Here is a 25,675-nt window from a genome sequence, read left to right on the forward strand (position 1 = left end):
CGCCCCATCCTGCCCTGAAACACCGGCGGCCGTCTATGTCCCGCGGCCTCAGGCGACCGGAGCGGCCGCTTTCTGGCAGTATTCGGCGAACCATCTGTCGAAGTCCCCGGCGGGCATCGGTCGGGCGTAGTGGTAGCCCTGCGCGATGTCACAGCCCAGCTCGCGCAGCGCGGCGACCGCCGCCTCGTCCTCGACGCCCTCGGCCACCACCGACAGTCCCAGGTTGTGTCCGAGAGTGATCGCCGTGCGGACCAGCATCTCGTCGCCCGGGCTGTCCGCCATCGCCTGCACGAACGACTTATCGATCTTGAGCTCGTCGACCGGCAGCCGCTGCAGGTAGGTCATCGACGAGTGCCCGGTGCCGAAGTCGTCGACCGACAGGCTGATCCCGCCGTCGTGCAGCGCCCGCAGCACCGCCAGCGCCCGGTCCGGGTCGGCCATCGCGGCACTCTCGGTGATCTCCAGCTTGAGCAGGTGCGCCGGCAGCCCGGTCCGGTACAGCAGACCGAAGACCTGCGCCGCGAACCCCGGATCGAGCAGGCAGCGGGTGGACAGGTTGACCGCGATCGGGATCGGGGTGCCCCGGTCCGCCCAGATCCGGGCCTGCCGGACCGCCATCGACAGCACATGCCCGGTCAGCGGCCGGATCAGGCTGGTCGACTCGGCCATCGGGATGAACATGTCCGGCGCCATCCGGCCCAGTTTCGGATGCTGCCAGCGGATCAGCGCCTCCACGCCGGTCACCCGGCCGGACCGCAGGTCGATCTTCGGCTGATAGTGCAGATCCAGCTGATCGTCGGTGCCCATCGCCCGGCGCAGGTCGCCGAGCAGTTCCAGACGGCTGGCGGTGCCGGTGTCGTTGGCCGCGTCGTACTGCTGCACCCCCGACACCTGCTCCTTGGCCAGGTGCAGGGCCGCGTCGGCGTGCCGCAGCAGGGTCTCGGCGTCCACGCCGTGCTCGGGCGCGGCGGCCACCCCGGCGTTCGCCTCCACATCCAGCTGGAAGTCGTCGATGACGAAGGTGTGGTGCAGCCCGGCGAGCAGCGCCTCCGCGGTCGCCCGCGCGGTCGCCGCGTCGGCGCCGGGCAGCAGCACGGCGAAGTCGTCGGCGCCGATCCGGGCCACCGTGGCGCCCTCCGGCACCGCCGCGGTCAGGCGCTGCGCCACCTGGGTGAGCAGCAGGTCGCCGTGCCGGTGCCCGAGCACGTCGTTGACGTCCCGGAACCCGCGCAGGTTGATGATCACCGCGGCGGCCGGCCGGCCCCCGCGCAGCGCGGCCTGGGTGCGCTCGTTGTACAGGGTCCGGTTCGGCAGCCCGGTCAGCGCGTCGTGCGTGCCGGCCCGGCGCACCGAGCGGGCGTGGGCCCGCCAGCTCACCCCGGAGATCAGAATGGTCAGCAGCGCGGCCAGCACCAGCGCCAGCGAGCGGACCGGGAAACCCCGGTTCCAGCCGGCGCCGTACGCCTGGTCGGAGACCACCACGTACCAGTCGTTGGCGTTGTTGAGGGTGGCCGGCATCCGCTGGTAGGCGACCCGCAGCCCGTTCAGATTCGTCATGCCGGCCAGCGCCCCGGCCCGCGCGATCGGCGCGAACGTGCGGTCGCCGACACCCGTGGTCCGGGAGTCGATCAGCACTTCGCCGCTGCTCGCGCCGAGGATCGAGGCGACCCGGCCGCCGCTGGTGTCCGGCATCCGGAAACTCGACAGCGACACCTCGAACTGGACGATCCCGGTGAACCCGTTGGCCATCAGCAGGGTCGAATCGGAAATCACCATGTCGCCGGTGTCCAGCGACCGGTACGCCGCCGTCTGGTACACCCGCTCCGGCCCGAGCTGCAGCGTCGGCGCGAAGTACGGCCGCAGCTGCTCGTTGTCGCGCAGGTTGACGGCGCGCACCGGCACCCCGCCGGCCACCCGGGCGATCTGCCGGCCGTCCCGGTCGACGAAACTGGCCGACTGGATCCGCCCCGGATACAGCTGCTCCAGGTAGGCCAGCGCGTCGTTGACCCGACCGATCAGCGGGCCACCCGCGGCGATCTTCTCCCGGGTGGTCCCGGGCGCCTGATAGAAGTCGATGAACACCGGATTGTTGGCGAACACCTCGGCGATCGCCCGCGCCTGGTCGAAGTAGTTGCGGACCGCCGCCACCTGCTGACCGAGGCTCAGGTCGAGCGCGTGATCCTGGGTCGCGACCTGCTTGTCGCGCGCGGTCACCACACTGGTGAACACGCTGAACAGCAGCACCAGCAGACCGGTGAGGAAGGCCGCGGCACGGGCATGGCGGACCACCGCCGACCAGCCGATCATGCTCCTCCTCACCCGGACGTGCGCTTCTGTGCCGCATGATCGGCCGCTGAACGGCGCGCATGAGGCTACCGGGTTCGCTCACCGCGCAGTCACCGAAGTCGACGGGTCGCCATCCGGCCGTGCGGCGGCCGCAGAGACCACCGGGCCGGCAGCTGGCGGCCGGCCACCTACATCCTGGCCGGTCACTCTGGGGGTGGGGAGGCGGTCAGCCACATCGTGGTGAACTCGCACGGAGGTCCGGGGGTCATCTCCGCGGGCCGGCCTGGTGATCGGCTTCGCGCGGTTGGCTCGCGGTTGGCGGCCTGCGGTCTGCGGTCTGCGACTTGCGGCTGGCCGGCGCGCGTGGGATTCGGCCCACCCGCTGCCCGCAGGGTCGGCTCCGCAGGGTCGGCTGCGCGCGGGCTGGCTGCGCGCGGGGTGCGCATGGTCTTTGGCCGGCCTGCTGCTCGCTGCCCGCGGCCGCCTCCGCGTAGTTGGCCCGCTGCCCGCTGCCCGCTGCCCGCTGCCCGTGGTCTCGGCCGGCCCGCTGCCCTCGTCCGCGGTTGTCTTGCGGTTGCAGCGCGGCGCTGTCGTTCTATCCGTGCGCGGGCTCCTCCCCGATGAGCCCGCGCACGAGCCGGGCGAGGCTCAAAAGTTGGGGCGTTCTCGCCTCGCCCGGCTCGCCCATGATGGCGAAGTCCGCTCTCGGAACGCTATCGACTCACTGTCACGGTCGGGGCGTCCGCCCGCCGCCTCCTCGCCGCAGGTCGTCAGCTTTCCGCGGCGAGCTGGTCGGGTGTCGCTGCGTCGGAACCGGGCCGTCGGGCGTGCCAGCCATCGGTGATGATGGCGAAGACCGTCTCGACGGCGACCTCTTGATCGGGACGGCCGCGGGTCAGGGACGGAATGTCGAGGACGAAGCGGGCGAGCGTCACGCATTCCAGGTTGTCGTGCGGGACTCCGAGATCGTCGGCGATGGCGGCCGCCAACGTCTCGGTGTGCCGGGTCCACATCCGCTCCGAGTAGTCGCGCAGGGCCGGAGTGGAGTCGACGAGCCTCGTGTAATCCTCCCGCAGCGGGTGGGCGACCACCGGAAGATACGTGTCGAGGACGTGCCGGCGCAGGGCGTCGGGGATCGATTGCCCGTCCGGGCGGTCGCGGATCGCGGCGACCAGTTGCGCGTCCCGATCCTCCTCCTGATCGAAGACCAGCGCCTCCTTCCCGGGGAAGTGCTTGAACAGAGTGGTGGTGGAAACGTCCGCCACCTCGGCGATGTCCCTGATGCTCACCCGGTCGTAGCCGTGCTCCAGGAACAGCCGGAGAGCCGCGTCGGCGAGCGCCTGGCGGGTGGCGGCCTTCTTGCGTTCTCGGCGACCGACGGGGCGTTCATCCATGAGTGCAGCGTACCCAAAAGTTGAGTGCAAAGCAAAGTTGACTTGTTGCACTTTTTTACCAAGTCTGCTTTCCTTGGTTCACCGGCCGCTCGCCGACCAGCGAGCCGCTCCCATCCCGCCGGCTCCCCCTGCGAGCCGTCTGCCGCCGAGAGGACACCACCATGACTTCGCCAGCACCCTCCACCGCCCGGATCAGCGTGATCGGGGCCGGCCCCGGTGGGCTCACCTGTGCCCGCATCCTGCAGCGTCACGGCCTCGCCGTGACCGTTTACGACCGTGACCAGCGGCGTGACGCCCGCAACCAGGGCGGCACCCTCGACCTGCACGCCGACGACGGTCAGGTCGCGCTCCGTGCGGCCGGGCTGCTCGACGACTTCTTCCGGCTGGCCCGCGCCGAGGGGCAGGAGATGCGCAGGCTGGGCATCGACGGCACGCTCCAGGAGCACCACCTGCCCGCGCCTGACGAGTTGGTCAAACCCGAGATTGACCGTGGCCAGCTTCGTGACCTGCTGCTCGACTCCCTGGAGCCCGGGACGGTGCAGTGGGGTCGCGCCCTGACCTCGACCGATGGCCGCGTCCTGCGGTTCGCCGACGGCAGCACAGCCGAGACCGACCTGGTGATCGGCGCCGACGGCGCCTTCTCCCGGGTGCGCCCGGTCGTCTCGCCCGCGGTGCCGCACTACAGCGGAGTCACCTTCCTCGAGGCCTGGTTCGACGACGTGAGCGAGCGTCACCCCGACCTCTCCGATCTGGTCGGCCAGGGCGGGGCCCACGCCGCGGACGGCACCCGCGCCCTGTTCGCGCAACGCAACAGCGGTGACCACATCCGCGTCTACATCATTCGCAAGGCTCCGGTCGACTGGATCACCGCGGCCGGGCTGACCATCGCCGACACCGCCGGGATCCGGGCCAGGCTGCTTGCCGAGTTCGCCGATTGGTCCCCGCGCATGCTGCAGATGGTGACGGAGAACGACGGCGTTTACGTCGACCGCCCGATCTTCGCCCTCCCGGTCCCGCACACCTGGGACCCGCACCCGTCGGTCACGCTGCTCGGCGACGCCGCCCATGTCATGCCGCCGCTCGGCGTCGGGGTCAACCTGGCGATGCTCGACGCCAGCGAGTTGGCCCTGGCGCTGGCCTCGTCGCCGACGGTCGACGAGGCCCTTCGCCACTACGAGGCCACGATGCTCCCGCGCTCCACGGAGTGCGCCAAGCTCCTGGAAAACGGTGCTGAGCAGTTGCTCGCCACCGACCTGCACGACTTCGACGAGGAGCGGCTTCAGTCGTGAGCATGCACGACACCGCGGTCGCCGCACGCGACACGATCTTGGCCACTGGGCTCACATACCTCTGCGGCCGAGCGGGATGCGGCGCCTGCGGAAGCACGGTGAAGGTGGCCGACTGGTTCGGAGCAGAGAACAGCCCCGCCCAACCGATGGATCCCATCGTGCCGAGAACCGACCGCTCGAGCTGACCCACCACCGAACGGCTCTTTGGGGACCGGTCGAGATCACGCTCGGCCGCGGCGAGCGCGGCAGCGGCCGCTCTCGCAGATGATCATGGCCGACAACATACGCCGGCCGGGCCATGAAGGTGAGCGGACCGGCCGTAGCCGATCCGCCCACGTCCAGGCAGGCTCAGCAGCCGTTCGCCCACTCGTGCGATTCGCCGTGGTCGCTGACGGATGCGGGCTTGGACTCGAACCCGGTGCCGTGGGCCAGGCAGATGGTCACTCCGCCGGTCCGGCCGGGCCGGTCGTACACCCGCACGAAGCTCGGACTGGCCGCCGAGCCGTTGTTGAACCAGGACGAGTCGTGGTTGGCCACGTTGTCCGACCGGTTGCTGAAGAGGTTGTCGGACCAGTCGTTGTCGTTGTTGGGAGTGCTCCAGACGCCGTTCCTGTAGTGCTGGTTGTTGTAAACGCAGAACGACCGATACGGGCACTGGGCCGGGGCGGCCTGCGCGGGTGACGCGGCGACCGCGATGGTCGCGGCGGCGCCGGCGAAGGTGAGTGCGACGGCTAGGGTGCGTTTCATTGCCGGTGCTCCTTCATGGTGGTGGGTGTGCAACCCCGGGCCGGTCCCGGGGAGTCAGGCGTCCTCGCCGTCGAGCAGGCGCCGCGCGTAGGGCAGTGCGGCCTGCTGCCGGCGGGACAGATCGGTCAGCTGAGGGCTCAGGTCGGCCAGGACCCGTCGTTCGGCGACGGGGATAAGGCGCCGCGCGGTCGCCGACAGGCCGGTTTGCCGGTTGCACCGGGCGGAGAGCACGGCGGCGTCCCGCGACCGCTCCTTCTGCTGCTCGGGTGGCAGGTTCTCGTTCGCCTTGGCCACGCGGGTGTCGAGCTCGGCCTGGTCAGCGACGGGCCAATGTTCTTTCGCCATGCAGGTCCGCCACCTGCCCTCGGCGGCGGTGAACGCGGCATCGCCGGTGACCCGGGCCTGAATGATCGGGTTGAGGTTGTCCTGGGTGATCCGGCCGCGGAGGTACGCGTCGAGGTCACCGTAGAGCCGACGCTGCGCGTCGCTCTGGCAGCCGGCCCGGCTTTGCCGCACGGTGCCGATGGGCATCTCCACCCTCACCCACGGGCCCGTGGTCTGATCGCCGTACAGGGCGGTGGTGAACGCCTGGACGCGACCCGGATCGAGTCCTTCGACGTAGCGGTCGAGGTCGGTCCGTGGCTGCGGTGACTCCGGGGGCGGGCTGGTGGGACCGGCGGCCGCACGTTTCTCGTCGTCGTCCTGCCAGGCCGACTCGAGGCTCGCCGGGGGCGGCGTGGCGGCCAGCTCTCGCCGTGCCTCGGCCGGATCCAGGGGGTATTCGAAACCCGCATTCCGCATGCACCGGCCGACCAGGATCGTTTCGGCCAGCCGCAGGACGGCGGCGCCGTCGGCGCCCTGTGCCATCGAGCGCACGTCCGCCGGGAGGAGGGTGGGGTGGGGGCTCGCACAGGCCGCCGTCAGCAGCACGATGGACGGGAGCAGTACCCGCTTGGTGTGACCGAACATGCGGACCACTGTGGGCGGCACCAGATCGCCCCAACAAGGCTCAACTGTCCCCTAAAGACAAATAGGATCGCAGGTCAGACAGATACGGGCGTCAGCGGAGTGGATGGCACCCGTCGGGCCGCAGACGGACAAGTCCTCTGCACAACCCCCGCGTGACGATCGAGCGGATCGCGGCTATGAGCCGATGTTCAGGCGAGGTGCCCAATGAGGTCGGGACGCCGCTACAGCGAACGCACGCCCCGATCTGCCTCCCGGGCGCGCCGGGCATCACGCCGGATCCGCTGGAACTCATCCGCCGTGATCTGGCGACGGTGGCGGGTGGCGGGCCGGCCACGGTCGAGGCCGGTGTCGGCACCCTTGACCGACGGGGGTCCATGACACCGGCCGAGGGCTGTGCTTCGCGGCCCTCGGCCAGCCGCAACTGTTCACGTGGTCAGTGCCGGGGCTGACCGGCTGAGCGCCGGGCGGGTTCTGGCGGGGTGGGCGCCGTGCCGTGGAGGACCTGGCGGGGTGGGCGCCGGGCCGGAGCTGGCGGGGTGAGCGCCGGGCCGGACCTGGCGGGGTGGGCGCCGTGCCGTGCAGGGCCTGGCTCGGTGGGCGCTGGCTGGATCGGTGCTGGGCCGGGTTCGGTGGGGTCAGTGCGGGCTGGGTTCGGGCCGGTCGGAAGGACTTGCGATCGGCTCGGGGTGACCGTCACCTTGACCGCAGTGCCGGCAGGCACCGCGCCGGCGCAGGTGGTAGGTGATGGTGGCGGCGCCCAGGCCGACGCCCCAGGCCAGCCAGAGCATGCTGGGGACCCAGAGAGCCCAGGTGGTGCGCACCTCGGTGGTCCAGAGGACCATCAGACCGGCCGGGATGATGGAGACCGCGACGATCGACGCCGGGACGACGGCGAGCGCCGGCGGGACCGGTCTGCCCTTCTTGAACCAGAGCCAGCGGGGGTAGGTCTCGCCCCAACTGCTGACCAGACCATGGGTGAGTACGCCGCCGACGGTCGAGGCGATGGCACAACCCAGGCCGACGTCGAGCATGCCGGGCGTGTCCTGCATCATCCGCAGGAAGTCGGGAGTGATGCCGAGCGGGTATCCGAAATACCAGGCGACTCTGGTGATCTCGTACAGCAGCGGTGCCGTGATGGCGACCGCGACCGCGCGACGTCCCCAACGGAGCATGTCCTCCCGCGATCGGCCGCCGCCGGCATCCGGGTGACGGCCGCAGTGCAGGCATGCGCCGCGGGCACGCCGCTGGTAGGCCAGGGTGGCCGCGGCCCACAGCACACCCCCGAGGAAAATGATGATCAGGTTGGTGCGATGCCAGTAGAGAATGTCGCCGATGCCGTTCTGCTCGCCCGGCACCCCGGTGAAGCTGAACACCAGCAGCAACGGCGCGAACGCCACCAGGGCGATCATGGTGTAGTCCGGGATGATCAGGGTCAGGCCCGCCGCCACGATCCAACCACCGGCGATCAACGCCAGCGCCCGTGTGCCGACTCCCGTCCCGGCTCCCACGTCGCGTCCACTCGGACGCGACGCACGCGCCAAGGGTCGAACAGCGGGCCGGGCTCGGCCCGGCGGCCGAGGGGTGGACCGGCCTGTTGCTCTGCCGGAGATGCCGACTCCACGAGCCATTGCCCAGGCGGCCGCGGTGCCGAGCAGGCCGATCACGGCCATGACGGGCGCGCCGTCGGTGACGGGTGTGCCCTCCAGGATGGAGCCCGACACGTGGGCTTCGTCGATCGGGGCGAACGGGAAGCCGTTCCCGCCGAACGTCCAATACAGGCCGAGCGTGGCGTAAGCGGCCGACCAGCCGGCGGCCGCGTACCCGGCCCACGCGGGCCAGGTCGCGGCCCACCGCCGCCACACGCCCACACCGGTCAGCTTCGGCGCCGCATGGCAAGTGATGGTCACCGGATCCCCCCGACACTGCCGATGCCGCCGCTGTCGCTGCGGCCGGTGCCGCTGGTGGTGCGGCTGTTCGCGGGGGCGGTTGTGCTGCCGGCGGAGCCCTCGGGGGTGATACGGCTGGTCAGGATGGTGAAGCCGCCGGTGTAGACGGGGGATCGGTCGGCCAGGCCCGGGTGTTCGACGTCGAAGTCGACACAGCGGGTGGGCGGGCGTTCCGTGCCGTTCTGGGCCTGGACGAAGGCGAGCTGGTCCGGCTGGGAGCCTCCGTCGGTGACCTTCATGTAGTAGGCGTGGTTCTTCACCACGCCTACGCCGTCGGGGACGACGGCGGTCAACAGGGCGACGTCTCCGGTGACCCGCAGGCAGGTCACCTCGGCCCAGCCGTCACCGACAACCGTTCCGTCCGGACGTTCGTGCCGGAACCGGAACCGGCCGTGTGCTGAGCCGGTCCGGTCGGTGAAGGCTTCGATGCCGAACCAGACGGGGTCGCCGGCGACGTTCGGGCCGCTGAGCCGGATCTGGCCCAGGCCGATCACGGCCGACATGCTGTTCGCCGTCGACACGCTGTCAGCCGTCGACACGGTGGTCACGGCTGGGGGTTTCGGCAGTACAGGGTGGGCTTGCGCTGCTGTGGGGGAGACCCACAGGGTGGTGGCGGCGATGGCGGACAGTGCCGCCGTTCGTGCCGTCGTTGCAGGCATGATGCTCCTCGACTGTGCGGCGATCCCTACTGGATCCGGCTGATCTCTGCTGGATCGAGCATCGCGGCACGGCGCGGCCGGAGGATCCCTCCTCGGGGTCATCCGGATCCCTCCACGGAGGGAGATCGGTGGAGCCGGGCGGGGTCAGTGGTCCTGCCAGGCGACGGCGAGGATGCGCCAGCCGGCGGGTGTCCGGACGAACTGGAAGGTCTTCGTGCCCTCGGCGGTGAACGGGGTGCCGTCCAGGATGCCGGACTTGGCGTAGGCGCAGCGGTGCTGGGCCAGGTCGCCGATGACCTCGGTGTGGCCGGACCCGGGCCACTCGTGGAAATCGGTCAGGCGGCCGCTGGTCAGCAGCGTGCGACGGGGCTCGATGAACGAGTCGACGGTGTAGACGGCCAGCTCAGGCGTGGTCCGGGCGATCACGGCTTCGGGGAGAAGCACGGTGCGCAGCGTGTCGAGGCGGGCGGGGGATTCGGGGCCGGAGACGAAAGCGTCGAAGAAGATCTGCACGAGGGTGGTGAGCTCGGCGTGATCGGCATCGGTGTCAGGCACGGAACGACTCCCCGGGGTGGCGGTGCGGTCGACGTACAAAATAAGCGATTTTAGGGAGGTGGTGGCCGGGACCTAGGGAGGTGGGCGGACCGGGAGTAGGAAGACCTACCTAATCGGTGGGCGACGGCGCGTCGCAGGCTGTTTCCGGAAGCGAAGCGGCGAGGGGAGCGAAGATGTCCGCGACGATGCTGACCGTGGCGCGAGCCGATGCGCTGTTCGTCAGTGGGCTGCCGACCGGGTCGCATCCGGGGAGGGACGAGGTCGACGCCACCGTCCGCGCCATGGTCCGCTGTTACCGCGGGTCACGGGGGTGCGCGGGCGAGGTGGCGGCCTGCTACGGGGAGATTCCGGAATATGCGGTACGCCGGATGGCCTGGGCGCGCTGGGTCATCGCCAGCGTGTTCGGGGGTGCGCGATGACCGTTATCGCCCAACGGCCGGCCGCGACGGCCACCCGGCACGCGGCCAAGGCGAACGCTCCGCACCCGCTCGCGGAAACCGTTGCTCGCGGGGCCGTGGCGAATGTTCCGTGCGCGGCAACAGAAGTGGTGGCGGGTGGCGCGGCGGGAGATGTCGCGCGGGCGGCTGCGGCCGGGGGAAGCGCGCGGCTTCTGGCGGGGGGACAGGCTCGGGAATCGGTCGGGGAGATCGCGCGGCGGCCGACCGAGGAGATTTTGGAGCACCTGTCGACGGTGGCTCGCGGGGGGAACGGGCATGCGGCGGCGGCTGCGGCGCTGGAGCTGGCCGCGGAGGTGGCCTGGTCGGGGCGGCGGCGACTGCTGACGCTGGCGGCGGCGGACGCGCAGCTTGCCGGGGAGCGTCAGCGGGCGGGGGAGCTGCTGCGGCGGGCGGCGGAGACCGGGGAGTCGCTGCCCGCGCCGCTGGTCGGCATGGCGCTGGTCGCGGCGCGCAAGGCGATGGCGCAGGGGCGGCACCGGGCGGCGGAACGCGGGCTTGCGGGGGTTGCAGCGGGAATGTGGCAGTCGGGGGCGATTCGCCGGTTGCCGACCGTTCTTGCCCTGCGCAGCTGGGCGCTGGCGCGGGCGGGGGACCTGGGCGCGGCGGAGAGTGAGGCGGATCGGGCGGTCACGCTGGCCGCGCTGACCGGGGATCAGGGTGCGACCGTGCAGGCCGGGCATACGCGAACGCTGATCACCGTGCTGCGGGGCGGGCCGGCTCCGGCGAGTGGGGGGGATCCGCTCGGAGCCGGTCTCGCCCTGCTCGGCGCGCTCGCCGGGCGGGATCCGGCGGAGGCGGTCGAAGTGGCCGCGGAACACCTGCCGGACCTGCTGGAATGCCGGCTGATCCGGGATCGGGCACTGAGTCGCGACGACCTGAGCACATTGCACGGGCTGACCCGGTCGACGGCCGGGCCGATCGCCGCGAACGCGTGGCGGGTGCTGGGATTGACCAGCCGGGATTCGGCTGATGACTGCTTCGCGCAGGCGACCAGGCTGCACCGGGCGATGGACCTGCCGTTCGACAACGCGCGGGTACACCTGTCGTACGGGGAACGGCTGCGCCGCGACGGGGACCGCCGGGCGGCGCGCAACCAGCTGCGGATCGCGCGGGACACCTTCGCCGACCTGCGCGCGACGCCGTGGGTGGCGCGGGCCGAGCGGGAGCTGAAAGGCACCGATGAGAGCCGGGTGCCGGCCGGGCTGACCCCCGCCGAGTTCGAGGTGGCCCGGATCGTCGCGACCGGGGTGTCCACCCGGGAGACCGCCGCGCGGCTGTTCCTGAGTCCGAAAACAGTGGAATTTCACCTGTCCAAGGTGTTCCGCAAACTCGGCGTGTCGAGCCGGGCGCAGCTCGCGCACGTCTTCCCGGAGCTGTCGTGTCCGTAAATACTGCAATGTATGGCTGGCTTGAAGGGCTTCGTGGGTCGTGCGGCCGAGCTGGCGGACCTGGCCGGAGCGCTCGGCGACGCGGTCCGCGGCGACCCCCGAACCGTGTTGATCGCCGGCGAGGCCGGTGTCGGCAAGACCCGGCTGTTGGAGGAGTTCGAGGAACGCTGCGCCGGGCGTGAGCTGCTGCTCGCCCGCGGCGCCTGCGTGTCGGTCGGCGCCGGCGAGCTGCCCTACAGCCCGTGGCTCGCGGCGATGCGCGCGGTCGAGGCCGAGGCGCTCGCCGAGGTGCCGGGCGCGGAACAGGCGGCGCTGTCCGCGCTGATCCCGGCGCTGCCCGACCCGGGCAGCCCGCGCGAGGGCGGGCAACTGGCCCGGGCCCACCTGTTCTCGCTGTTCCTGGAATTCCTGGGGCGGCTGGCGGCGAAACGGCCACTGGTGGTGCTGCTCGAAGACCTGCACTGGGCGGACACGTCGTCGCTGGACCTGCTGCTCTTCCTCAGCCGCAACCTGCGGCGGGCCGCCGTCCTGCTGGTCGGGACGTTCCGCACCGATGAGCTGGAGGAGGACTCGCGCCACCGGGTCGTGTTCGGCGAGCTGATCCGGGGCCGGTCGACGACGTACCGGGAAATGTCCCGATTCGGCGAGAGTGAACTCGCGGATCTGCTGCGCGTGTCCGCGCCGATCTCGGACGCGGTGATCAGCAAGGTGTACCAGCGGTCCGGCGGCAACGCGTTTCTGGCCCAGGAGATCCTCGCCGCCGAGCAGCGCAACCCCGGCGGACCGGTCCCCGACCACCTGCGGGACCTGCTGATGATGCGGGTCGAAGGGCTCTCCGAGGAGGGCCAGAGGATCGTCGGGGTGTTGGCCGCGGCCGGCCGTCCGGTCTCCGGGGCGTTGCTGGAGGCGGCCAGCGGGCTGCCCGGTCCGGCATTGCGGTCCGGGTTGCGCGATGCGGTGGCCCGGCAGGTTCTTGTCCGTACGCCCGAAGAAAGTTACCAATTGCGTCATTCGCTCACTGCGGAGACCTACTACCAGGACCTGCTCCCCGGCGAGCGGGCCGGTCTGCACCTGGCGGTGGCGGGTGCGCTGGCCGCGTCGGCCGGGCCGGAGACGTCCGCGATCGTGCAGGCCGAACTGGCCCACCACTGGTTTCAGGGCCGCAAGGACGACGACGCGCTGTTCTGGACGCTGCGGGCGGCTCGATCGGCGGCCCTGGTGCACGCGTACGCGGAAGCCCGGCGGCAGTACGGGCGGGTGCTCGACCTGTGGCGGCGGGTGCCCGAAGCGGCCGAGTTGTGCGAGACCACCTATCCGCGGCTGCTCGACGAGGCGGCCGAAGTGCTCGACTACGCCGGGGACCCGCAGCGGGCGGTGCAACTGACCGGGGAGGCGATCCAGGTCGTCGGGGCCGGCGGGGACCGGCAGGAACTGGCCCGGCTGTACGAGCATCTCGCGCGCCTGCGGTGGCGGGCCAACGACACACCGGGGGCGGTGGCCTCCGCCCGGACGTGCATGTCGCTGGCGGACGCCGGACTGAAGGCGCGCGCGGGCGCAACGTACGCCCGCGTGTTGATGCTCAGTGGTCACTACCGGCAGGCCTTGGATGAGGCGTCGGCAGCCCTCGCCGTGGCAGCCGACCCGGTCGAGCGAGGGTATCTGCTGGTCACGCTCGGCACCGTGCGATTCCTGCTCGGGGAGCGGGACCAGGGGGTCGCCCAGTTGCGGGAGGGACTCGCGCTCGCCGAGAGCACCGACAGCAAGGAGAACATCCTGCGGGCGTACACCAATCTGACCTACTGCCTGCAGATGCTGAACCGGCTCGAGGAGGGGCTCGCGCTGGCCCGGCGCGGATGTGAGCTGGCCGCCGGGTTCGGGTTGCGGATGACGACCGGGGTGGTGCTGGTCGGGAACGCCGCCGACATCCTGCTCGACCTGGGGCGCTGGGAGGAGATCGAACGGCTCATCGGGGAGGTGCTGCCCGATGAAGCGGCCGACGATCTGCCGCTGTACATCCAGTATGTACGGGCGGAAGTGTTCGTGGCGCGTGACGAACGCCGGGCCGCGCGGGACATTCTGGACCTGGTGATGAGCCGGTCGGCGGGCAAGACCGATCAGGACTTCGTCGGACATGCGTACGCCGCGCTGGCCGCCCTGGAGATCGCGGACGGGAACTGGCGGGCCGCCCGGCGGGCCGTCGACGAGGGGCTGGCCAAACTCGGCGGCGGCGAAGGGGCGTTCCCCGTCCTCCGGCTCGCCGTCAGCGGCCTGCAGGCGGCCGGCGAGGCGGCGGACCAGGCGCGGCGGGCCGATCCGGACGGGGTGCACCGGTGGGTGACCTGGGGGGACATGCTCGCCGGGCGAGCCGGTGAGGCCCTGGAAGAGCTGCGGCGGGCGGGTGGCGGGCAGGCACTGCCGGTGGCGGAGGCACTGCACGCGGTGGCGCAGGCCGAAGCGTTACGGGTGCGCGGCGAAGCGCAGGAGGCGGCGTGGACCGCGGTGGCGGCCACCTGGCAGGCGCTCGGACACCCGTATCCGGAAGCTCAGGCGCGGTTGCGACTGGCGGCCTGCCTGCTGCGCCGAGGGGCGACCAGCGCCCTGCACCGGGAGATCACGGCGGGCGCCCGGCTGGCCGCCGGACTCGGGGCCCGGCGGCTCAGCCGTGAACTCGCCGAACTGGCGACGCTCAGCGGGGTGGTGATCCGTTCCGAGCCGGTGCCGGAAGCGGCGCCCAGGAACGATTGGGGCCTGACCCGCCGCGAAGGGCAGGTGCTGGACCTGATCGCGCTGGGCTACACCAATGCGCGGATCGCGCGGAGTCTGGACATCGCGGAGAAGACGGTGAGCGTGCACGTGTCCAACGTCCTGGCGAAGCTCGGGGCGGCGAACCGGTGGGAGGCCGCCCTGATCCGTCGTGGGGAACCCCGCCCGGAATGATCCCGCGCTGACCCGCCGGGACTCACGGGGCATGATCCCGCCGTGACCCGCCGGTGGCCTCGCCCGGCATGACCCCGCCGTGACCCGCCGGTGGCCTCGCCCGGCATGACCCCGCCGTGACCCGCCGGTGGCCTCGCCCGGCATGACCCCGCCCTACATGATGTTGCCGCCTCGCCAGCGGTGGTTGAAGGCCGGCATTCCGGCCGGACGGTCGCTCCTGCGGATGTCGTCGACATCCCTGCTGATCCGGTCGCGCAGGCCCGGGTTGGCGTCCAGCGCGGCGGGCGGGGTGACCGTGTACGCCTCGTCGGCGTAGGTCAGCACGAACTCCGGCGACAGTCGCCGGACCCGACCGGCGCTGAGGCAGAAGAACTCACGCTGCGAGAAACCGGTGATCGCCACGCAGTGACTCGACAGGCTGCCCGCAGTGGCGTCGTAGACCGGGCCGTAGCCGGGCACATACCAGGATTCGCGCAGCGTGCCCTGCGCATCCTTGATCGACTGAGGCAGTGCCAGGCCGAGCAGGACGCCGCCGAACCGGAGCACCGCCTCGCGCAGCTGGTCCAGATTGCGGGGCTCGATCTCCAGGAACGAGCGGGCCTCCGGGAGCAGGCCGGCCAGTGGCTGGTCTTTGTGGACCCACACCTTCAGCGCCAGGAGCAGACTCGTGCCGAAGTCGTTGTGGGCTTCCCGGTGCTTCGAGATCGGCTGGGCGGGGGTCGGTCGCTGCGCCGATCGGTCTGCTTCGTTCGCTGCCCTGCCCGCGGCATTGCTCGCCACCGCCGCGCCGGCCGGATCACGCCGGAAGGGGGAGACCTTCTCGTAGATGCGCAGCGTGTCCTCAAGGGTCGGGTTGTACTGCTCCTTGCCGGCCGCGTACCAGGCCTGCGCGAGCAGGGCCATCGCCGCCGGGACACAGTTCTGATAACCGACGTCGCCGATCGGCTCGCCGGCGGGCAGGTCCACCAGGACGTCGCCGGGGTGGAAGCGGCCGTCGGGTTGCAGCCCGTGCCGGGTGACCGCGGGTTCCGACGGATCGTCGAGATACCCGGAGTACTGCCCCATCTGCAGAGTACGGATGTCGGTTTCGGCCGCGAGCCGGCCGGCTAGAGCGTCCATGGTCACCCTTCGAGTCGAGGTGCGCTGGCCCCACTGAGCGTGAAGAGGCTATCGCCGTCCGTGCGAATACGAACTGGCAAATCAGCGACAGTCCATGGCGGTGTGGCGTTCCGATACCGCGTCCGGGGGCGCTCTATGGTGGGAACAGCCATGCCAGCGCGTTCAGGGACTTCTCGGTGTATCGGGTCCGGCCGGTTTCCACGCCGTAGGCGAAGTCCTCCAGCACGCCGCATCGGGCGTAGAAGATCGCCCGGTCATGGACGGCCGGCGACTGATCGGCGGGCAGCGCGGCCGGGCCCAGGTCACGGTAGAGCCGGCCCGGGTCGTGGGCCGGATCGACCAGGGCGGCGTCGCTCCAATCGATGATGCCGGTGACCTGCGACGTCGCCGGGTCGATCAGGACGTGTTCGATGCCCAGGTCGTTGTGCGAGAACACGAGCGTGTCGCCGGCCGGCGGCGGCTCGGCGGACAGGAAGGCGTCGACCCGGGGACGGTAGGACGCCGGTATCCGGTGCGAGATGAACGCGTAGGTCTCGGCGGCCTCCTCCAGCCACTCGGACGGCGCCTGCTCGTCGGCATCCGCCAGGCCGGCCAGCCGCTCCGGCGCGATGGCGTGCAGGGCCGCCAGGAAATCTCTTAGCGCGGCGATGATCCTCTCGGGCTGCCCGGCCGCCGGCAGGTCGAGCAGGGGAACCCCGGGCAGCTTGCGATAGGCGAGACAGCCCTGCTCGGCGAGGGTGAGCACCGGCTCGGGGACGGGCAGCGGCGCGAACCGGCGGACCTCGGTGAGCAGGCGGGCCTCCCGGACGGTTCGTGAAGCGTCCGGGGTCTTGCTGAGACGTACGATCAAGTCGCCGTTGATCTCATAGGCCACGTTGTCCAGACCCTGGCCGAGCACGCTGACCGACTCGACCCGGTAGTCAGGCAGGGCCGTCGCAATCAGGCGGCGGACGTCGGGCATGGCGGATCACACCTCGGCTGCCTGAGCGCGCAGCTCGCTGACCACCTGGGCGCCGTCGGGCGCCTCGTCGGGGTCGACCAGCCACTGCAGCATCAGACCGCTGAGCAGGGCGAGGGGAACGGAACCGCCGAGCCCCTCCCGGCCCTGGCGTTGCGCGGCGGCGAGCCGCTCCCGCAGCTCGGGGGAGTGCTCGGCCTGCACCGCCGCCTCCAGCTGGGCGATCCACAACGCGCGATGGGTGCCGAAGGTGTCGATCAGCGCCTGCCAGCGAGCCTCCGCGGAGCTGTCCTGAGCCTGGGTGGCGACCGTCTCCGACAGCTCCTCGACGGCCTCCACCAGGGCGTGGACCAGCAGCGACTCGCGGGAGCCGAAGTGATAGCCGATCGCGGCGTGGTTGACGCCGGCGGTGAACGCGATGTCGCGCACGGTCGTCCGAGCCCAGCCGCGCTCGGTCAGGCAGCGCTTCGCGCCCTCGATGAGGGCCTCCCGATTTCCCACGCGCCGAGCCTACCAGATTCCTTATCCGCCTGGCTTATCCAATTGGATTGACCACTTGGATAAGAGCGGGCTAGGGTCGTCGGCATGAGAAGCGCTCTGATCTCCGGCGCCAGCGTCGCCGGTCCCGCCCTGGCCTGGTTTCTCCGTCGCGACGGCTGGCAGGTGACAGTCGTCGAACGCGCGCCGGCTCTGCGAGACAGCGGCTATTCGGTGGATTTCCGCGGCGACGCCCTCGGCGTGCTGGCGGAGCTCGGCGTCCTCGACGAGGTCCGGACCCACGAGACCGGGACGCTCGGCACGACGCTGCTGGATCCCACCGGGCAGCCGGTCGGTGAGCTGCCCCCCGAGGCCTTCGGCGGTGATCTCGAGGTGCCCAAGGTGGCCCTGACCCGGATCCTGCACCGGATCGCCGACGTCGCATACCTCTTCGACGACACCGTCACCGCCCTCACGCAGCACGACGACCGGGTCGCGGTGACCTTCGAGAGGGCGCCGGCGCGCGACTTCGACCTGGTCTTCGGCGCCGACGGGCTCCGATCGGCGGTGCGCCGCCTCGCCTTCCCCGGCGTCGACCCGGTCGAGCATCTCGGCATGTCCGGCGGGGCGTTCAGCACCGACGACTATCTCCAGCTCGACCGTCGAGGCCTGTTGCAGGCCGGGCCGGGCCGCGCGATCTACCTGTTCCCGGCCATCGACCCGGGGCGGATGTGGGTCAGTCTGTCCTTCGCGACGGGCAATCCGGAGTTCGACCGCTTCGATCGGCCGGTCCATGAGGGTGCCCTGCGCGGGGTGTTCGCCACCCATCCGTGGGCGGAGGTGCCTCGGCTGCTGGATGCGATGTCCGCGGCCGACGACTTCTACTTCGCCTCGACCGCCCAGGTCCACCTCGACTCCTGGTCGACCGGCCGGGTCGCGCTGCTCGGCGACGCGGGCTACTGCGCCGCGCCGACCAGCGGCATGGGCACCTCCCAGGCGTTGATCGCCGCCTCCACGCTGGCCCGCTGCCTGGCTGAGGCCGGCGACGACCACGCGACCGCCTTCCAGCGGTACGAGACCGAGTTGCGCCCCTATGTCACCGCGAACCAGAAGGCGGGCCGTGCGGCGATCCCCGGCTTCGGCGGCGCGGACGTCGAGTGACCGGCGAGGCGGCCCCGGCGCGGTGGCCGGCCATCACGATGGAGCGGAGGGAGGAGCCGGTGAGACAGTGGCGGCTGCGGGGCTCAGAGCGTGCCGCGGTGCGATTCCCACATCGCCCGGGTCATCTCGTACTCCACCTCGCCGGCCTCGGTGCCCGGCAAGGGATCGTCCCAGGAGGTGTGGAAGGTGCGGACGTAACGCATGCCGACCGTCTCCATCACCCCGCGCGATCCGGTGTTGACCGCCATGGTCTGGGCGATCACCCGGCTCTGACCCACCGTGTCGAAGGCGTGCCGCAGCAGGGCGCGGGAGGCCTCACTGGCCAATCCCAGCCGCCAGTACCGCCGGGCCAGCCGATAGCCCAGCTCGGCGACCGTGGGATCGTCCGGCTGGTCGTCGCCGTGCGCCGGCGGGAGCATCATCAGGCCGATGAACTCGCCGTCGGCCTCGCCGTCGGGGGCCGTCGAGCCGCGGCGGCCGCCGTCCGTGCCGAAGGCCATCCAGTGGCCGAGGCCGTTCACCCTGGTGGCGAGCGCCATCCGTTCGGCGTGCGAGGTGACCACCTCGTCCCGGGTCCGGGCCCGCCCCCAGATGTATCGCAGCACCTCGGCGTCGGCGTCGAGCCCGACCTCCAGCTCGAAATGCCGGTCGGCGAGTGGGACCAGCAGCAGCCGGTCGGTACGCAAGGTCGGTTGGCCCATGCCGTCACCCAAACACAGGCCCGGTCCGGTCGCGATCGGTTTTGTCGCGCATGCGGCCGGCCCGAGCGGATGCGCAGGCGGTGGGGTGGGCGAAAGCGGATTCCGGGGCGAACGGGAGTAGGACAACAGGGCGGCCGCGGCTACCCTGAGCAGATGGAACAGGACACCAGGCCGAAGCTGAGCGTTGAGGACATCCACGCGCGGATGGGGCTGGCGGTTACCGACGAGGGCAAGGCTCGGGCGCGGCAGCGGCGGCGCAAAGCGGAGCGGGCCCGGGACGACGAGGGGCGGGCGGCCTTTCTCGCCGGGCTGCGGTCGCGGCCGGCGTGACCGGCGGGCGGGACGCGAAACTGGTTCTCGACACGTCGGCGATCGCGGCGTGGGTGCGCGGGTCGGTGGCGGTCGGTGAGACGCTGGCCGAGGTGAACGACGAGGATGGCGCGGTCGTCATTCCGCTGTCCTGCCTGGTGGAGGCGGGATACCACACGGCGGTGCTGGGGCGGGAGCGGTTGGAGCTGCTGCTGGCACATCCGGCGACGTCCCTGATCACCGACGACGCCGAGGACTGGGATGCGTTGGTGGCGCTGCGGGCGCTGACCGGGCGGGCCGACTGCGCTTCGGCGGCGATGCTCGCCCTGGACCTGGGCGTCGACGTGATGACCAGCGACCCGAGCTGGTACAAGGGCGTGGCCGACGGGCGGATCGTGCTGCACGTCGAGGATTGACCCCGACGGGCTGACGGGCCGATGGGCCGGTCGGGTCCGACGAGTCGCGGGCCGGTCGGGTTTAGGGCGGGGCCATCGGGGAACGGCAATGCCCCGTGGAGAGCGGAGATCTGATCGCGGGCCGGTATCGGCTGGAGCGACGGCTGGGGCAGGGTGGGTCGGCGGTGGTGTGGCGGGCCGTCGACGAGTTGCTCGGACGGGGAGTCGCGCTGAAGGTGCTGGCGCCGGCGTTGGCCGCTGATCCCGATCTGCGGCGGCAGGTGGCGGCTGAGGCTCGGGCCGCCGCTCGGCTGCGGCACGTGAATGTGGTGGGGATCCATGACTGCGGCGAACTCGAGGATGCCGGTGGGCGGCTGCCGTACGTCGTGATGGAACTCGTCGACGGGCAGTCCCTGGACGACATGCTCCGACGCGGGCGGCTCACCTGGCGGCAGGCGGTCCTGATCGGCGCCCAGGTGGCCGCGGCGCTGGCGGCCGCGCACGCCGACGGCATCGTGCACCGGGATGTGAAACCGGCGAACGTGATGGTCACCGGGGCCGGGGTCAAGCTGGTCGACTTCGGTATCTCGGCCGCGGTGGGTGCGCTCGACGGGCAGGACGGGCGGCTGATGGGCACCCCGGCCTACTTGGCGCCGGAGCGCGTCAAGGGTGGGCCGGTGCGTCCGGCGACCGATGTCTACGCGCTCGGGCTGCTGCTCTACCTGGCCCTCGCCGGACAGATGCCGTGGGAGGCGTCGACGGTCACCCAGATGGTCAAGGCGAACGTGTACGCCGTCCCGGCACCGCTGCCGGCCGTGCCCGGCCTGCCTCCGGTCGTCGCCCGGCTGGTGACCCGATGCCTGGCGAAACGTCCCGCCGACCGGCCGTCTTCCGCCGAGGCCGCGCACGTACTCGGGGAGATCGCCGGACTGCCGTCGCCGGCCCTGCTGCGGGGCGCGGTCGCCCCGACGGCCGAGCTGCCGGTGCGGCCGGGACGCGGCAGGCGGGGTGTGCTGGTCGCCGCGGCGGCCGGGCTGCTCGCGGCCGGCGGCCTGTGGTGGGCGCAGGATGCCGGGCCGGTCGGGGTCGCGCCGGCCGCGGCCAGCACCCCGTCGTCGGCCACACCGAGCAGCGTGACGACCACCGGCCCGTCATCTCGTCCGCAGACGGTCGCCGTGGTGCGGCAGCAGCGGGTCGCGCCACCGGTCGCCAAGCCGGCCGCGCCGATCACCGTGGTGGCACCGGCGAAGGGCAAGCCGGCCAAGACGAAGAAGGCGCACAAGCCGAAGAAGAAGTGAGCGCGACAACGAAACAGCCCACGCAGACCGGGCAGTGGTGAGCAGGACCGGTCCCGCCGGCTTGCGGAAGTGGCCGGCTTGCGGAAGTGGCCGGCTTGCGGAAGTGGCCGGCTTGTGGAAGTGGCCGGCTTGTGGAAGTGGCCGGCTTGTGGAAGCGGCCGGCTTGCCGGAAGCGGCCGGGAGGACCGGACTGCGCTGACCGAGCAGGCGGCGACCGGCCCGGGCAGGTGCGAGGGCGCCCGGGCCGGCAAGCCGCCGGGAAGCGTCAGGCCGGCCAGGCGACGCTCAGGTAGTGCGTCTCCTGGAATTCCCGCAGACCTTCGCGGGCGCCCTCCCGGCCCAGCCCGCTCTGCTTCACCCCGCCGAACGGCGCCGACGGGTCGGAGACGAGGCCCCGGTTGATGCCGACCATTCCGGCCTCGATCGATTCCCCGATCCGGATGGCCCGGGCCAGGTCGCCGGAGAACACGTACGCCGCGAGGCCGTACTCTGCGGCGTTGACCTGCGCCACCATGCGTGCCTCGTCGGTCCAGGTGACGATCGGCGCGACCGGCCCGAAGATCTCGTCGTGCAGGATCTCGGCGTCGGGCGCCACGTCGACCAGGATCGTCGGCGGATAGAAGTGGCCGGGCAGCGACGGTGTCGCCGCCCGGTGCGCGATCCGCGCCCCGCTCTCCACCGCGGCCGCCACCGTCCGGGTCACCCGCCGCAGCGCCTGCGCGCTGATCAGCGGCCCGATGTCGGCGCCGTCCGCCGCCGCGCCCACGGTGAGCTTCTCGACGGCCGCACCGAACCGGGCCACGAACTCACCGGCGACCGCCGCGTGCACATAGAACCGGTTCGCCGCCGTGCACGCCTGCCCGCCGTTGCGGAATTTCGCGATCATCGCCCCGGCCACCGCCGCGTCGAGGTCGGCGTCCTCGGTGACGATGAACGGCGCGTTCCCGCCCAGCTCCATCGAGGAGTTGACCACCCGGTCGGCGGCGTGCCGCAGCAGCACCCGGCCGACGGCGGTCGACCCGGTGAAGCTGATCTTGCGGACCCGCTGGTCGTTGAGCCACGCCCCGACCACCCCGGACGCGTCCGAGGTGGTGACCACGGTGACGACCCCGTCCGGCACGCCCGCCTCGGTGAGCAGCCCGGCCAGGGCCAGCGCGGTCAGCGGCGTCTCCGCGGCCGGCTTGATCACCGCGGTGCATCCGGCGGCCAACGCCGGCCCCACCTTGCGGGTGATCATCGCGGCCGGGAAGTTCCACGGCGTGACCAGCGCGGCGACCCCGACGGGCCGGTGCGTGACCAGGGTGCGGGCACCACCGGCCGGGGCTTCGCCGTATTCGCCGCCGGGCCGGACGGCCTCCTCGGCGAACCAGCGGAAGAACTCCGCCGCGTACGTCACCTCGCCGGCCGCGTCGCTCAGTGACTTACCGTTCTCCTCGGCGATCAGCGCGGCCAGCCGCTCCCGGTCGCGCAGCATCAGCTCGTACGCCCGGCGCAGGATCTCCGACCGGTGCCGCGGGGCGGTCCGCGCCCACGCGGGGAACGCCGCGTATGCCGCGTCGACCGCCGCCCGGGCGTCCTCGACGCCCTGGTCCGGGACCTCGGCAACCGCCCGCAACGAGGCGGGGTCCACCACGACAATGCTCATCGAATCTCCTGGAATGCGGCGGCCAGCACGTCGAACGCGTCATCGAGCAGCTCATTGGTGATCGACAACGGCGGCAGGAATCGGAGAACATTGCCGTACGTTCCGCAGGTCAGGACGATCACGCCGCGCTGATGGGCGTACCGGGCGACGTCCCGGGCCAGCCGCGGGTCGGCTTCGCGGCCCCCGGCCCGGACCAGCTCGACCGCGATCATCGCGCCGCGTCCGCGGATGTCACCGAGCCGGTCGTCCTTGTCCCGGATGTCATGCAGCCGCCCGGTCACCCGGGTCTCGATCTCGCGGGCCCGGGCGAGCAGCCCGTCCTGCTCGATGGTCTCGATCGCGGCGAGGGCCGCGGCGCAGGCGATCGGGTTGCCGCCGTAGGTGCCGCCCAGCCCGCCGGCGTGCGGCGCGTCCATGATCTCGGCGCGCCCGGTCACCGCGGACAGCGGCAGCCCGCCGGCGATGCCCTTCGCGGTGACGATCAGGTCGGGTACCACGCCCTCGCGGTCGCAGGCGAACATGTCGCCGGTGCGGGCGAACCCGGTCTGCACCTCGTCGGCCACGAACACCACGCCGTTGGCCCGGCACCAGGCGGCGAGCGCCGGCAGGAATCCGGCGGCCGGCTCGATGAACCCGCCCTCGCCCTGGATCGGCTCGATCACCAGCGCGGCCAGGTTGTCCGCGCCGATCTGCTTCTCGATCTGGTCGATGGCCCGCGCCGCGGCGGCCCGGCCGTCGACGCCGGCGTCCCGGTACGGATACGACCCGGGCGCCCGGTACACCTCGGGCGCGAACGGCCCGAACCCGTGCTTGTAGGGCATGCTCTTCGCGGTCATCGCCATGGTCAGGTTCGTCCGGCCGTGGTATGCGTGATCGAAGACGACCACCGCGTCCCTGCCGGTGTGCGCCCGGGCGATCTTCACGGCGTTCTCCACGGCTTCCGCGCCGGAGTTGAACAGCACGCTGCGCTTCTCGTGGTCACCGGGGGTGACGCGGTTCAGGGCCTCGGCGACGGCCACGTAACCGTCGTACGGCGTAACCATGAAACAGGTGTGCGTGAACGCCGCCACCTGCTCGGTGACGGCGGCGACCACCCGCGGCGCGCCGGCGCCCACGGTGGTGACCGCGATGCCGGAGCCGAGGTCGATCAGGTGGTTGCCGTCGACGTCGACCACGATGCCGCCGCCGGCCCGCGCCGCGAACACCGGCATCGTGGTGCCGACACCGCCGGCGACCGCGGCCAGCTTGCGTTCCATCAGTTCCTGGGACCGGGGGCCGGGCAGTGCGGTGACCAGCCGGCGCTTCTGTTCGAGGCTCACGCGGCACAGTCTGTTCACCTCGCACTATGCTCGTCCAAGTCCTGTCAGGCCTGTGCACCATGCCCTGGAGGCATAAGTGGAGCTGCGGCTGCTGCGCTACTTCGTCGCGACCGCCGAAGCCGGCACGGTCAGCGCCGCCGCCGTCCGGCTGCACCTGACCCAGCCCGCCCTGTCCCGGCAGCTGCGGCTGCTGGAACGCGCCCTCGGGGTGGCGCTCTTCGACCGCACCGGCCGCCGGCTCGACCTGTCCACCACCGGCCGCGCCCTGCTCCCGCTGGCGCGCGACGTGCTCACCCGGGTCGACGCGCTGCGGGTCGCGGCCGCGGTCGCCGCCTCCGGCCGCCTGGAACGCCTCACCATCGGCGCACCCACCGTCACGCTCACCGACGTCGTCTCGCCGTTCATCGCCACGCTGGCCCCCGAGGACCCCAACGCCGACGTCCTCGACGCTGACGGACTGTCACCGGTCGAGACGTTGCGGCTCGGCGCCGACCTCGCCATCGGCACGGTCCGGGCCGCTGATCCCTTCCGGTCGCTGCCGCTCGCGGTCCTGCCGGTCTGGGCGTACGTCACCACGGATCACCCGTGGTCGGGCCGGCCGGCCGTCACGCTCACCGAGTTGCTCACCGCGACGCTGATCGTGCAACCGCCCGCCTTCACCGCCCGGCAATCGCTGGAGTCGGCCGTGGCCGCGGCGGGCGCGACGTACACCAGCAGCATCGAAACCGCGAACGGCACGGTCGCCCAGGCACTGGCCGCCGCGGGGCGTGGGGTTGCCGTCGCCTCCGACGACCCGCGCTTCGGCCTGGTCCCGCTCCCGGTCGACGTCGGCGGCCGGCGCCTGAGCATCCGCCTCGCCGCCGTCTGGGACTCCCGGCACGCCGCCGCACCCACCCTGGAGTCCTTCGCCGCCCGCCTCGGCGCCTTCATCCGCGCCCGCTACTCGGCCCCGGCCGACTGAGCCGTCCGTACCGCGGCGCGTCGGCTGGCGAGACCCCCATTTCATGCCACTGTCCACGCCGGAAGCCGCCGGCCCGCTCCGCGCCACCTAACGTCGCGCCGGTGATCTCACGCCTTCTTTACCTGGCCGGCAATACCATCGTCGGCGCCCTCGCCGGCCTGGGCTGGCCGTTCCTCTACCTCGCGGGCTACGCCGTCGCCGCGCGGGCGGGCTGGATCACCGGCGATCCCCGGATCACCGAGGACTACGGCAGCTTCGCGATCCGGCTCGGCGCGACCACCATGCTCGTCCTGACCGCCATGTTCGCCGGCGTGAACATCCCGCTGCGCGCCCGCGGCCGCCTCCCGTTCGCCCTGCTGCTGGTCACCATCGTCGCCGTCCTGGTCAGCCGCCAGACCTATCGCTGACCGGTCGCCGGGCCATCGGACCGCCGGAGTTCCCGGGGCACGCCGGTCGTGGAGGGTCACCTGACCGGGGCCGCGGTGCGCGGCGCAGTACGGGCCGTAAGGGTCCAGGGAAGCCGGTTCGGTGGCGATCGCCGCGCCGGGCGCGAGCAGCTCCGGGTCCAGGTGGTACGTGACCCGCAGCCCCCGTCCCTCCGGCGCCGGCCGGGGCTGCGGCGGTCCGGCCGGCCGGCCGTGGCGGAGTTCCTCGCGGAGCGCACGACCGTCCGCCCAGGTCTCGACCACGGCCGAGACGCTGAC

23 protein-coding genes are annotated in these 25,675 nt (G+C 71.9%); 10 read left to right on the top strand and 13 right to left on the bottom strand.

Annotated features, from left to right (window positions below; all coding sequences use genetic code 11):
• Positions 1-48: 48 nt before the first annotated feature.
• Entirely contained in the window at positions 49-2,307 is a 2,259-nt protein-coding gene (locus ACSP50_RS19750) for a bifunctional diguanylate cyclase/phosphodiesterase (RefSeq protein WP_014691026.1), read from the bottom strand.
• 749 nt (positions 2,308-3,056) lie between these two features.
• A complete protein-coding gene (locus ACSP50_RS19755; protein WP_014691028.1) occupies positions 3,057-3,680 on the bottom strand; it encodes a TetR/AcrR family transcriptional regulator in 624 nt (207 codons plus the stop codon).
• A 161-nt stretch (positions 3,681-3,841) separates the two neighbouring features.
• Here ACSP50_RS19755 and ACSP50_RS19760 point away from each other — a divergent pair, with 161 nt between their 5' ends.
• Positions 3,842-4,969: an NAD(P)/FAD-dependent oxidoreductase gene (locus ACSP50_RS19760; protein WP_014691029.1), complete on the top strand. Its 1,128-nt coding sequence runs from the start codon at positions 3,842-3,844 to the stop codon at positions 4,967-4,969.
• A 348-nt stretch (positions 4,970-5,317) separates the two neighbouring features.
• Here ACSP50_RS19760 and ACSP50_RS19770 read toward each other — a convergent pair whose 3' ends face one another.
• The 5 genes from ACSP50_RS19770 to ACSP50_RS19795 form a co-directional block, all read right to left on the bottom strand.
• Positions 5,318-5,716 (bottom strand): peptidase inhibitor family I36 protein, encoded by a 399-nt coding sequence (locus ACSP50_RS19770; protein WP_014691030.1) that lies wholly within the window; start codon positions 5,714-5,716, stop codon positions 5,318-5,320.
• Positions 5,717-5,770: 54 nt separating this feature from the next.
• Complete coding sequence (locus ACSP50_RS19775; protein ID WP_014691031.1) at positions 5,771-6,685, bottom strand: hypothetical protein; 915 nt, start codon at positions 6,683-6,685, stop codon at positions 5,771-5,773.
• A gap of 635 nt (positions 6,686-7,320) precedes the next feature.
• Positions 7,321-8,592: a hypothetical protein gene (locus ACSP50_RS43430; protein WP_014691032.1), complete on the bottom strand. Its 1,272-nt coding sequence runs from the start codon at positions 8,590-8,592 to the stop codon at positions 7,321-7,323.
• Positions 8,589-9,290 (bottom strand): hypothetical protein, encoded by a 702-nt coding sequence (locus ACSP50_RS19785; protein WP_014691033.1) that lies wholly within the window; start codon positions 9,288-9,290, stop codon positions 8,589-8,591. The genes ACSP50_RS43430 and ACSP50_RS19785 overlap by 4 nt, the downstream gene beginning before the upstream one ends.
• A gap of 144 nt (positions 9,291-9,434) precedes the next feature.
• Positions 9,435-9,845 carry a DUF4440 domain-containing protein gene (locus ACSP50_RS19795; RefSeq protein ID WP_014691034.1) on the bottom strand — a complete coding sequence of 137 codons (411 nt, stop codon included), beginning with the start codon at positions 9,843-9,845 and terminating at the stop codon, positions 9,435-9,437.
• Positions 9,846-10,018: 173 nt separating this feature from the next.
• Here ACSP50_RS19795 and ACSP50_RS19800 point away from each other — a divergent pair, with 173 nt between their 5' ends.
• The 3 genes from ACSP50_RS19800 to ACSP50_RS44825 all read left to right on the top strand — a co-directional run bounded on the left by ACSP50_RS19800 (position 10,019) and on the right by ACSP50_RS44825 (position 14,628).
• On the top strand, positions 10,019-10,264 hold the full coding sequence (locus ACSP50_RS19800) for a hypothetical protein (protein WP_014691035.1): 246 nt from the start codon (positions 10,019-10,021) through the stop codon (positions 10,262-10,264).
• Positions 10,265-10,536: 272 nt separating this feature from the next.
• Complete coding sequence (locus ACSP50_RS19805) at positions 10,537-11,691, top strand: helix-turn-helix transcriptional regulator (RefSeq protein ID WP_155123562.1); 1,155 nt, start codon at positions 10,537-10,539, stop codon at positions 11,689-11,691.
• A gap of 12 nt (positions 11,692-11,703) precedes the next feature.
• Positions 11,704-14,628 carry an AAA family ATPase gene (locus tag ACSP50_RS44825; RefSeq protein WP_014691037.1) on the top strand — a complete coding sequence of 975 codons (2,925 nt, stop codon included), beginning with the start codon at positions 11,704-11,706 and terminating at the stop codon, positions 14,626-14,628.
• A 153-nt stretch (positions 14,629-14,781) separates the two neighbouring features.
• Here the strand turns inward: ACSP50_RS44825 and ACSP50_RS19815 are convergent, their stop codons facing one another.
• The 3 genes from ACSP50_RS19815 to ACSP50_RS19825 form a co-directional block, all read right to left on the bottom strand.
• Positions 14,782-15,747, bottom strand: coding sequence for a hypothetical protein (locus ACSP50_RS19815; protein ID WP_014691038.1), 966 nt, complete (start codon positions 15,745-15,747; stop codon positions 14,782-14,784).
• A 133-nt stretch (positions 15,748-15,880) separates the two neighbouring features.
• Positions 15,881-16,708, bottom strand: a complete 828-nt coding sequence (locus ACSP50_RS19820) for a phosphotransferase family protein (protein ID WP_014691039.1) — start codon at positions 16,706-16,708, stop codon at positions 15,881-15,883.
• 6 nt (positions 16,709-16,714) lie between these two features.
• Positions 16,715-17,206 carry a TetR/AcrR family transcriptional regulator gene (locus ACSP50_RS19825; RefSeq protein WP_014691040.1) on the bottom strand — a complete coding sequence of 164 codons (492 nt, stop codon included), beginning with the start codon at positions 17,204-17,206 and terminating at the stop codon, positions 16,715-16,717.
• A gap of 84 nt (positions 17,207-17,290) precedes the next feature.
• Here ACSP50_RS19825 and ACSP50_RS19830 point away from each other — a divergent pair, with 84 nt between their 5' ends.
• The gene (locus ACSP50_RS19830; RefSeq protein WP_014691041.1) at positions 17,291-18,343 is read left to right on the top strand and encodes an FAD-dependent monooxygenase; all 1,053 of its coding nucleotides are present in this window, start codon (positions 17,291-17,293) and stop codon (positions 18,341-18,343) included.
• Positions 18,344-18,426: 83 nt separating this feature from the next.
• On the opposite strand, the gene ACSP50_RS19835 is transcribed toward ACSP50_RS19830, so the two are convergent.
• Complete coding sequence (locus ACSP50_RS19835) at positions 18,427-19,044, bottom strand: GNAT family N-acetyltransferase (RefSeq protein WP_014691042.1); 618 nt, start codon at positions 19,042-19,044, stop codon at positions 18,427-18,429.
• 153 nt (positions 19,045-19,197) lie between these two features.
• On the opposite strand from ACSP50_RS19835, the gene ACSP50_RS43060 reads away from it, so the two are divergent.
• The 3 genes from ACSP50_RS43060 to ACSP50_RS19845 all read left to right on the top strand — a co-directional run bounded on the left by ACSP50_RS43060 (position 19,198) and on the right by ACSP50_RS19845 (position 21,046).
• Positions 19,198-19,374 (top strand): hypothetical protein, encoded by a 177-nt coding sequence (locus tag ACSP50_RS43060; protein WP_014691043.1) that lies wholly within the window; start codon positions 19,198-19,200, stop codon positions 19,372-19,374.
• The gene (locus tag ACSP50_RS19840) at positions 19,371-19,769 is read left to right on the top strand and encodes a PIN domain-containing protein (RefSeq protein WP_014691044.1); all 399 of its coding nucleotides are present in this window, start codon (positions 19,371-19,373) and stop codon (positions 19,767-19,769) included. Before ACSP50_RS43060 ends, ACSP50_RS19840 begins: the two co-directional genes overlap by 4 nt.
• A gap of 95 nt (positions 19,770-19,864) precedes the next feature.
• On the top strand, positions 19,865-21,046 hold the full coding sequence (locus ACSP50_RS19845) for a serine/threonine-protein kinase (protein ID WP_014691045.1): 1,182 nt from the start codon (positions 19,865-19,867) through the stop codon (positions 21,044-21,046).
• Between the two features lie 265 nt (positions 21,047-21,311).
• Here ACSP50_RS19845 and ACSP50_RS19850 read toward each other — a convergent pair whose 3' ends face one another.
• Positions 21,312-22,691 carry an NAD-dependent succinate-semialdehyde dehydrogenase gene (locus tag ACSP50_RS19850; RefSeq protein WP_014691046.1) on the bottom strand — a complete coding sequence of 460 codons (1,380 nt, stop codon included), beginning with the start codon at positions 22,689-22,691 and terminating at the stop codon, positions 21,312-21,314.
• The gene (gabT, locus tag ACSP50_RS19855; protein ID WP_043511760.1) at positions 22,688-24,010 is read right to left on the bottom strand and encodes a 4-aminobutyrate--2-oxoglutarate transaminase; all 1,323 of its coding nucleotides are present in this window, start codon (positions 24,008-24,010) and stop codon (positions 22,688-22,690) included. The genes ACSP50_RS19850 and gabT overlap by 4 nt, the downstream gene beginning before the upstream one ends.
• A 76-nt stretch (positions 24,011-24,086) precedes the next feature.
• Here gabT and ACSP50_RS19860 point away from each other — a divergent pair, with 76 nt between their 5' ends.
• Both ACSP50_RS19860 and ACSP50_RS19865 read left to right on the top strand, forming a co-directional pair.
• Positions 24,087-24,971 (top strand): LysR family transcriptional regulator, encoded by an 885-nt coding sequence (locus ACSP50_RS19860; protein WP_014691048.1) that lies wholly within the window; start codon positions 24,087-24,089, stop codon positions 24,969-24,971.
• A gap of 101 nt (positions 24,972-25,072) precedes the next feature.
• Entirely contained in the window at positions 25,073-25,378 is a 306-nt protein-coding gene (locus ACSP50_RS19865) for a hypothetical protein (RefSeq protein ID WP_014691049.1), read from the top strand.
• Positions 25,379-25,675: the final 297 nt, after the last annotated feature.

It is taken from the genome of Actinoplanes sp. SE50/110 (assembly GCF_900119315.1).
GTDB lineage: Bacteria > Actinomycetota > Actinomycetes > Mycobacteriales > Micromonosporaceae > Actinoplanes.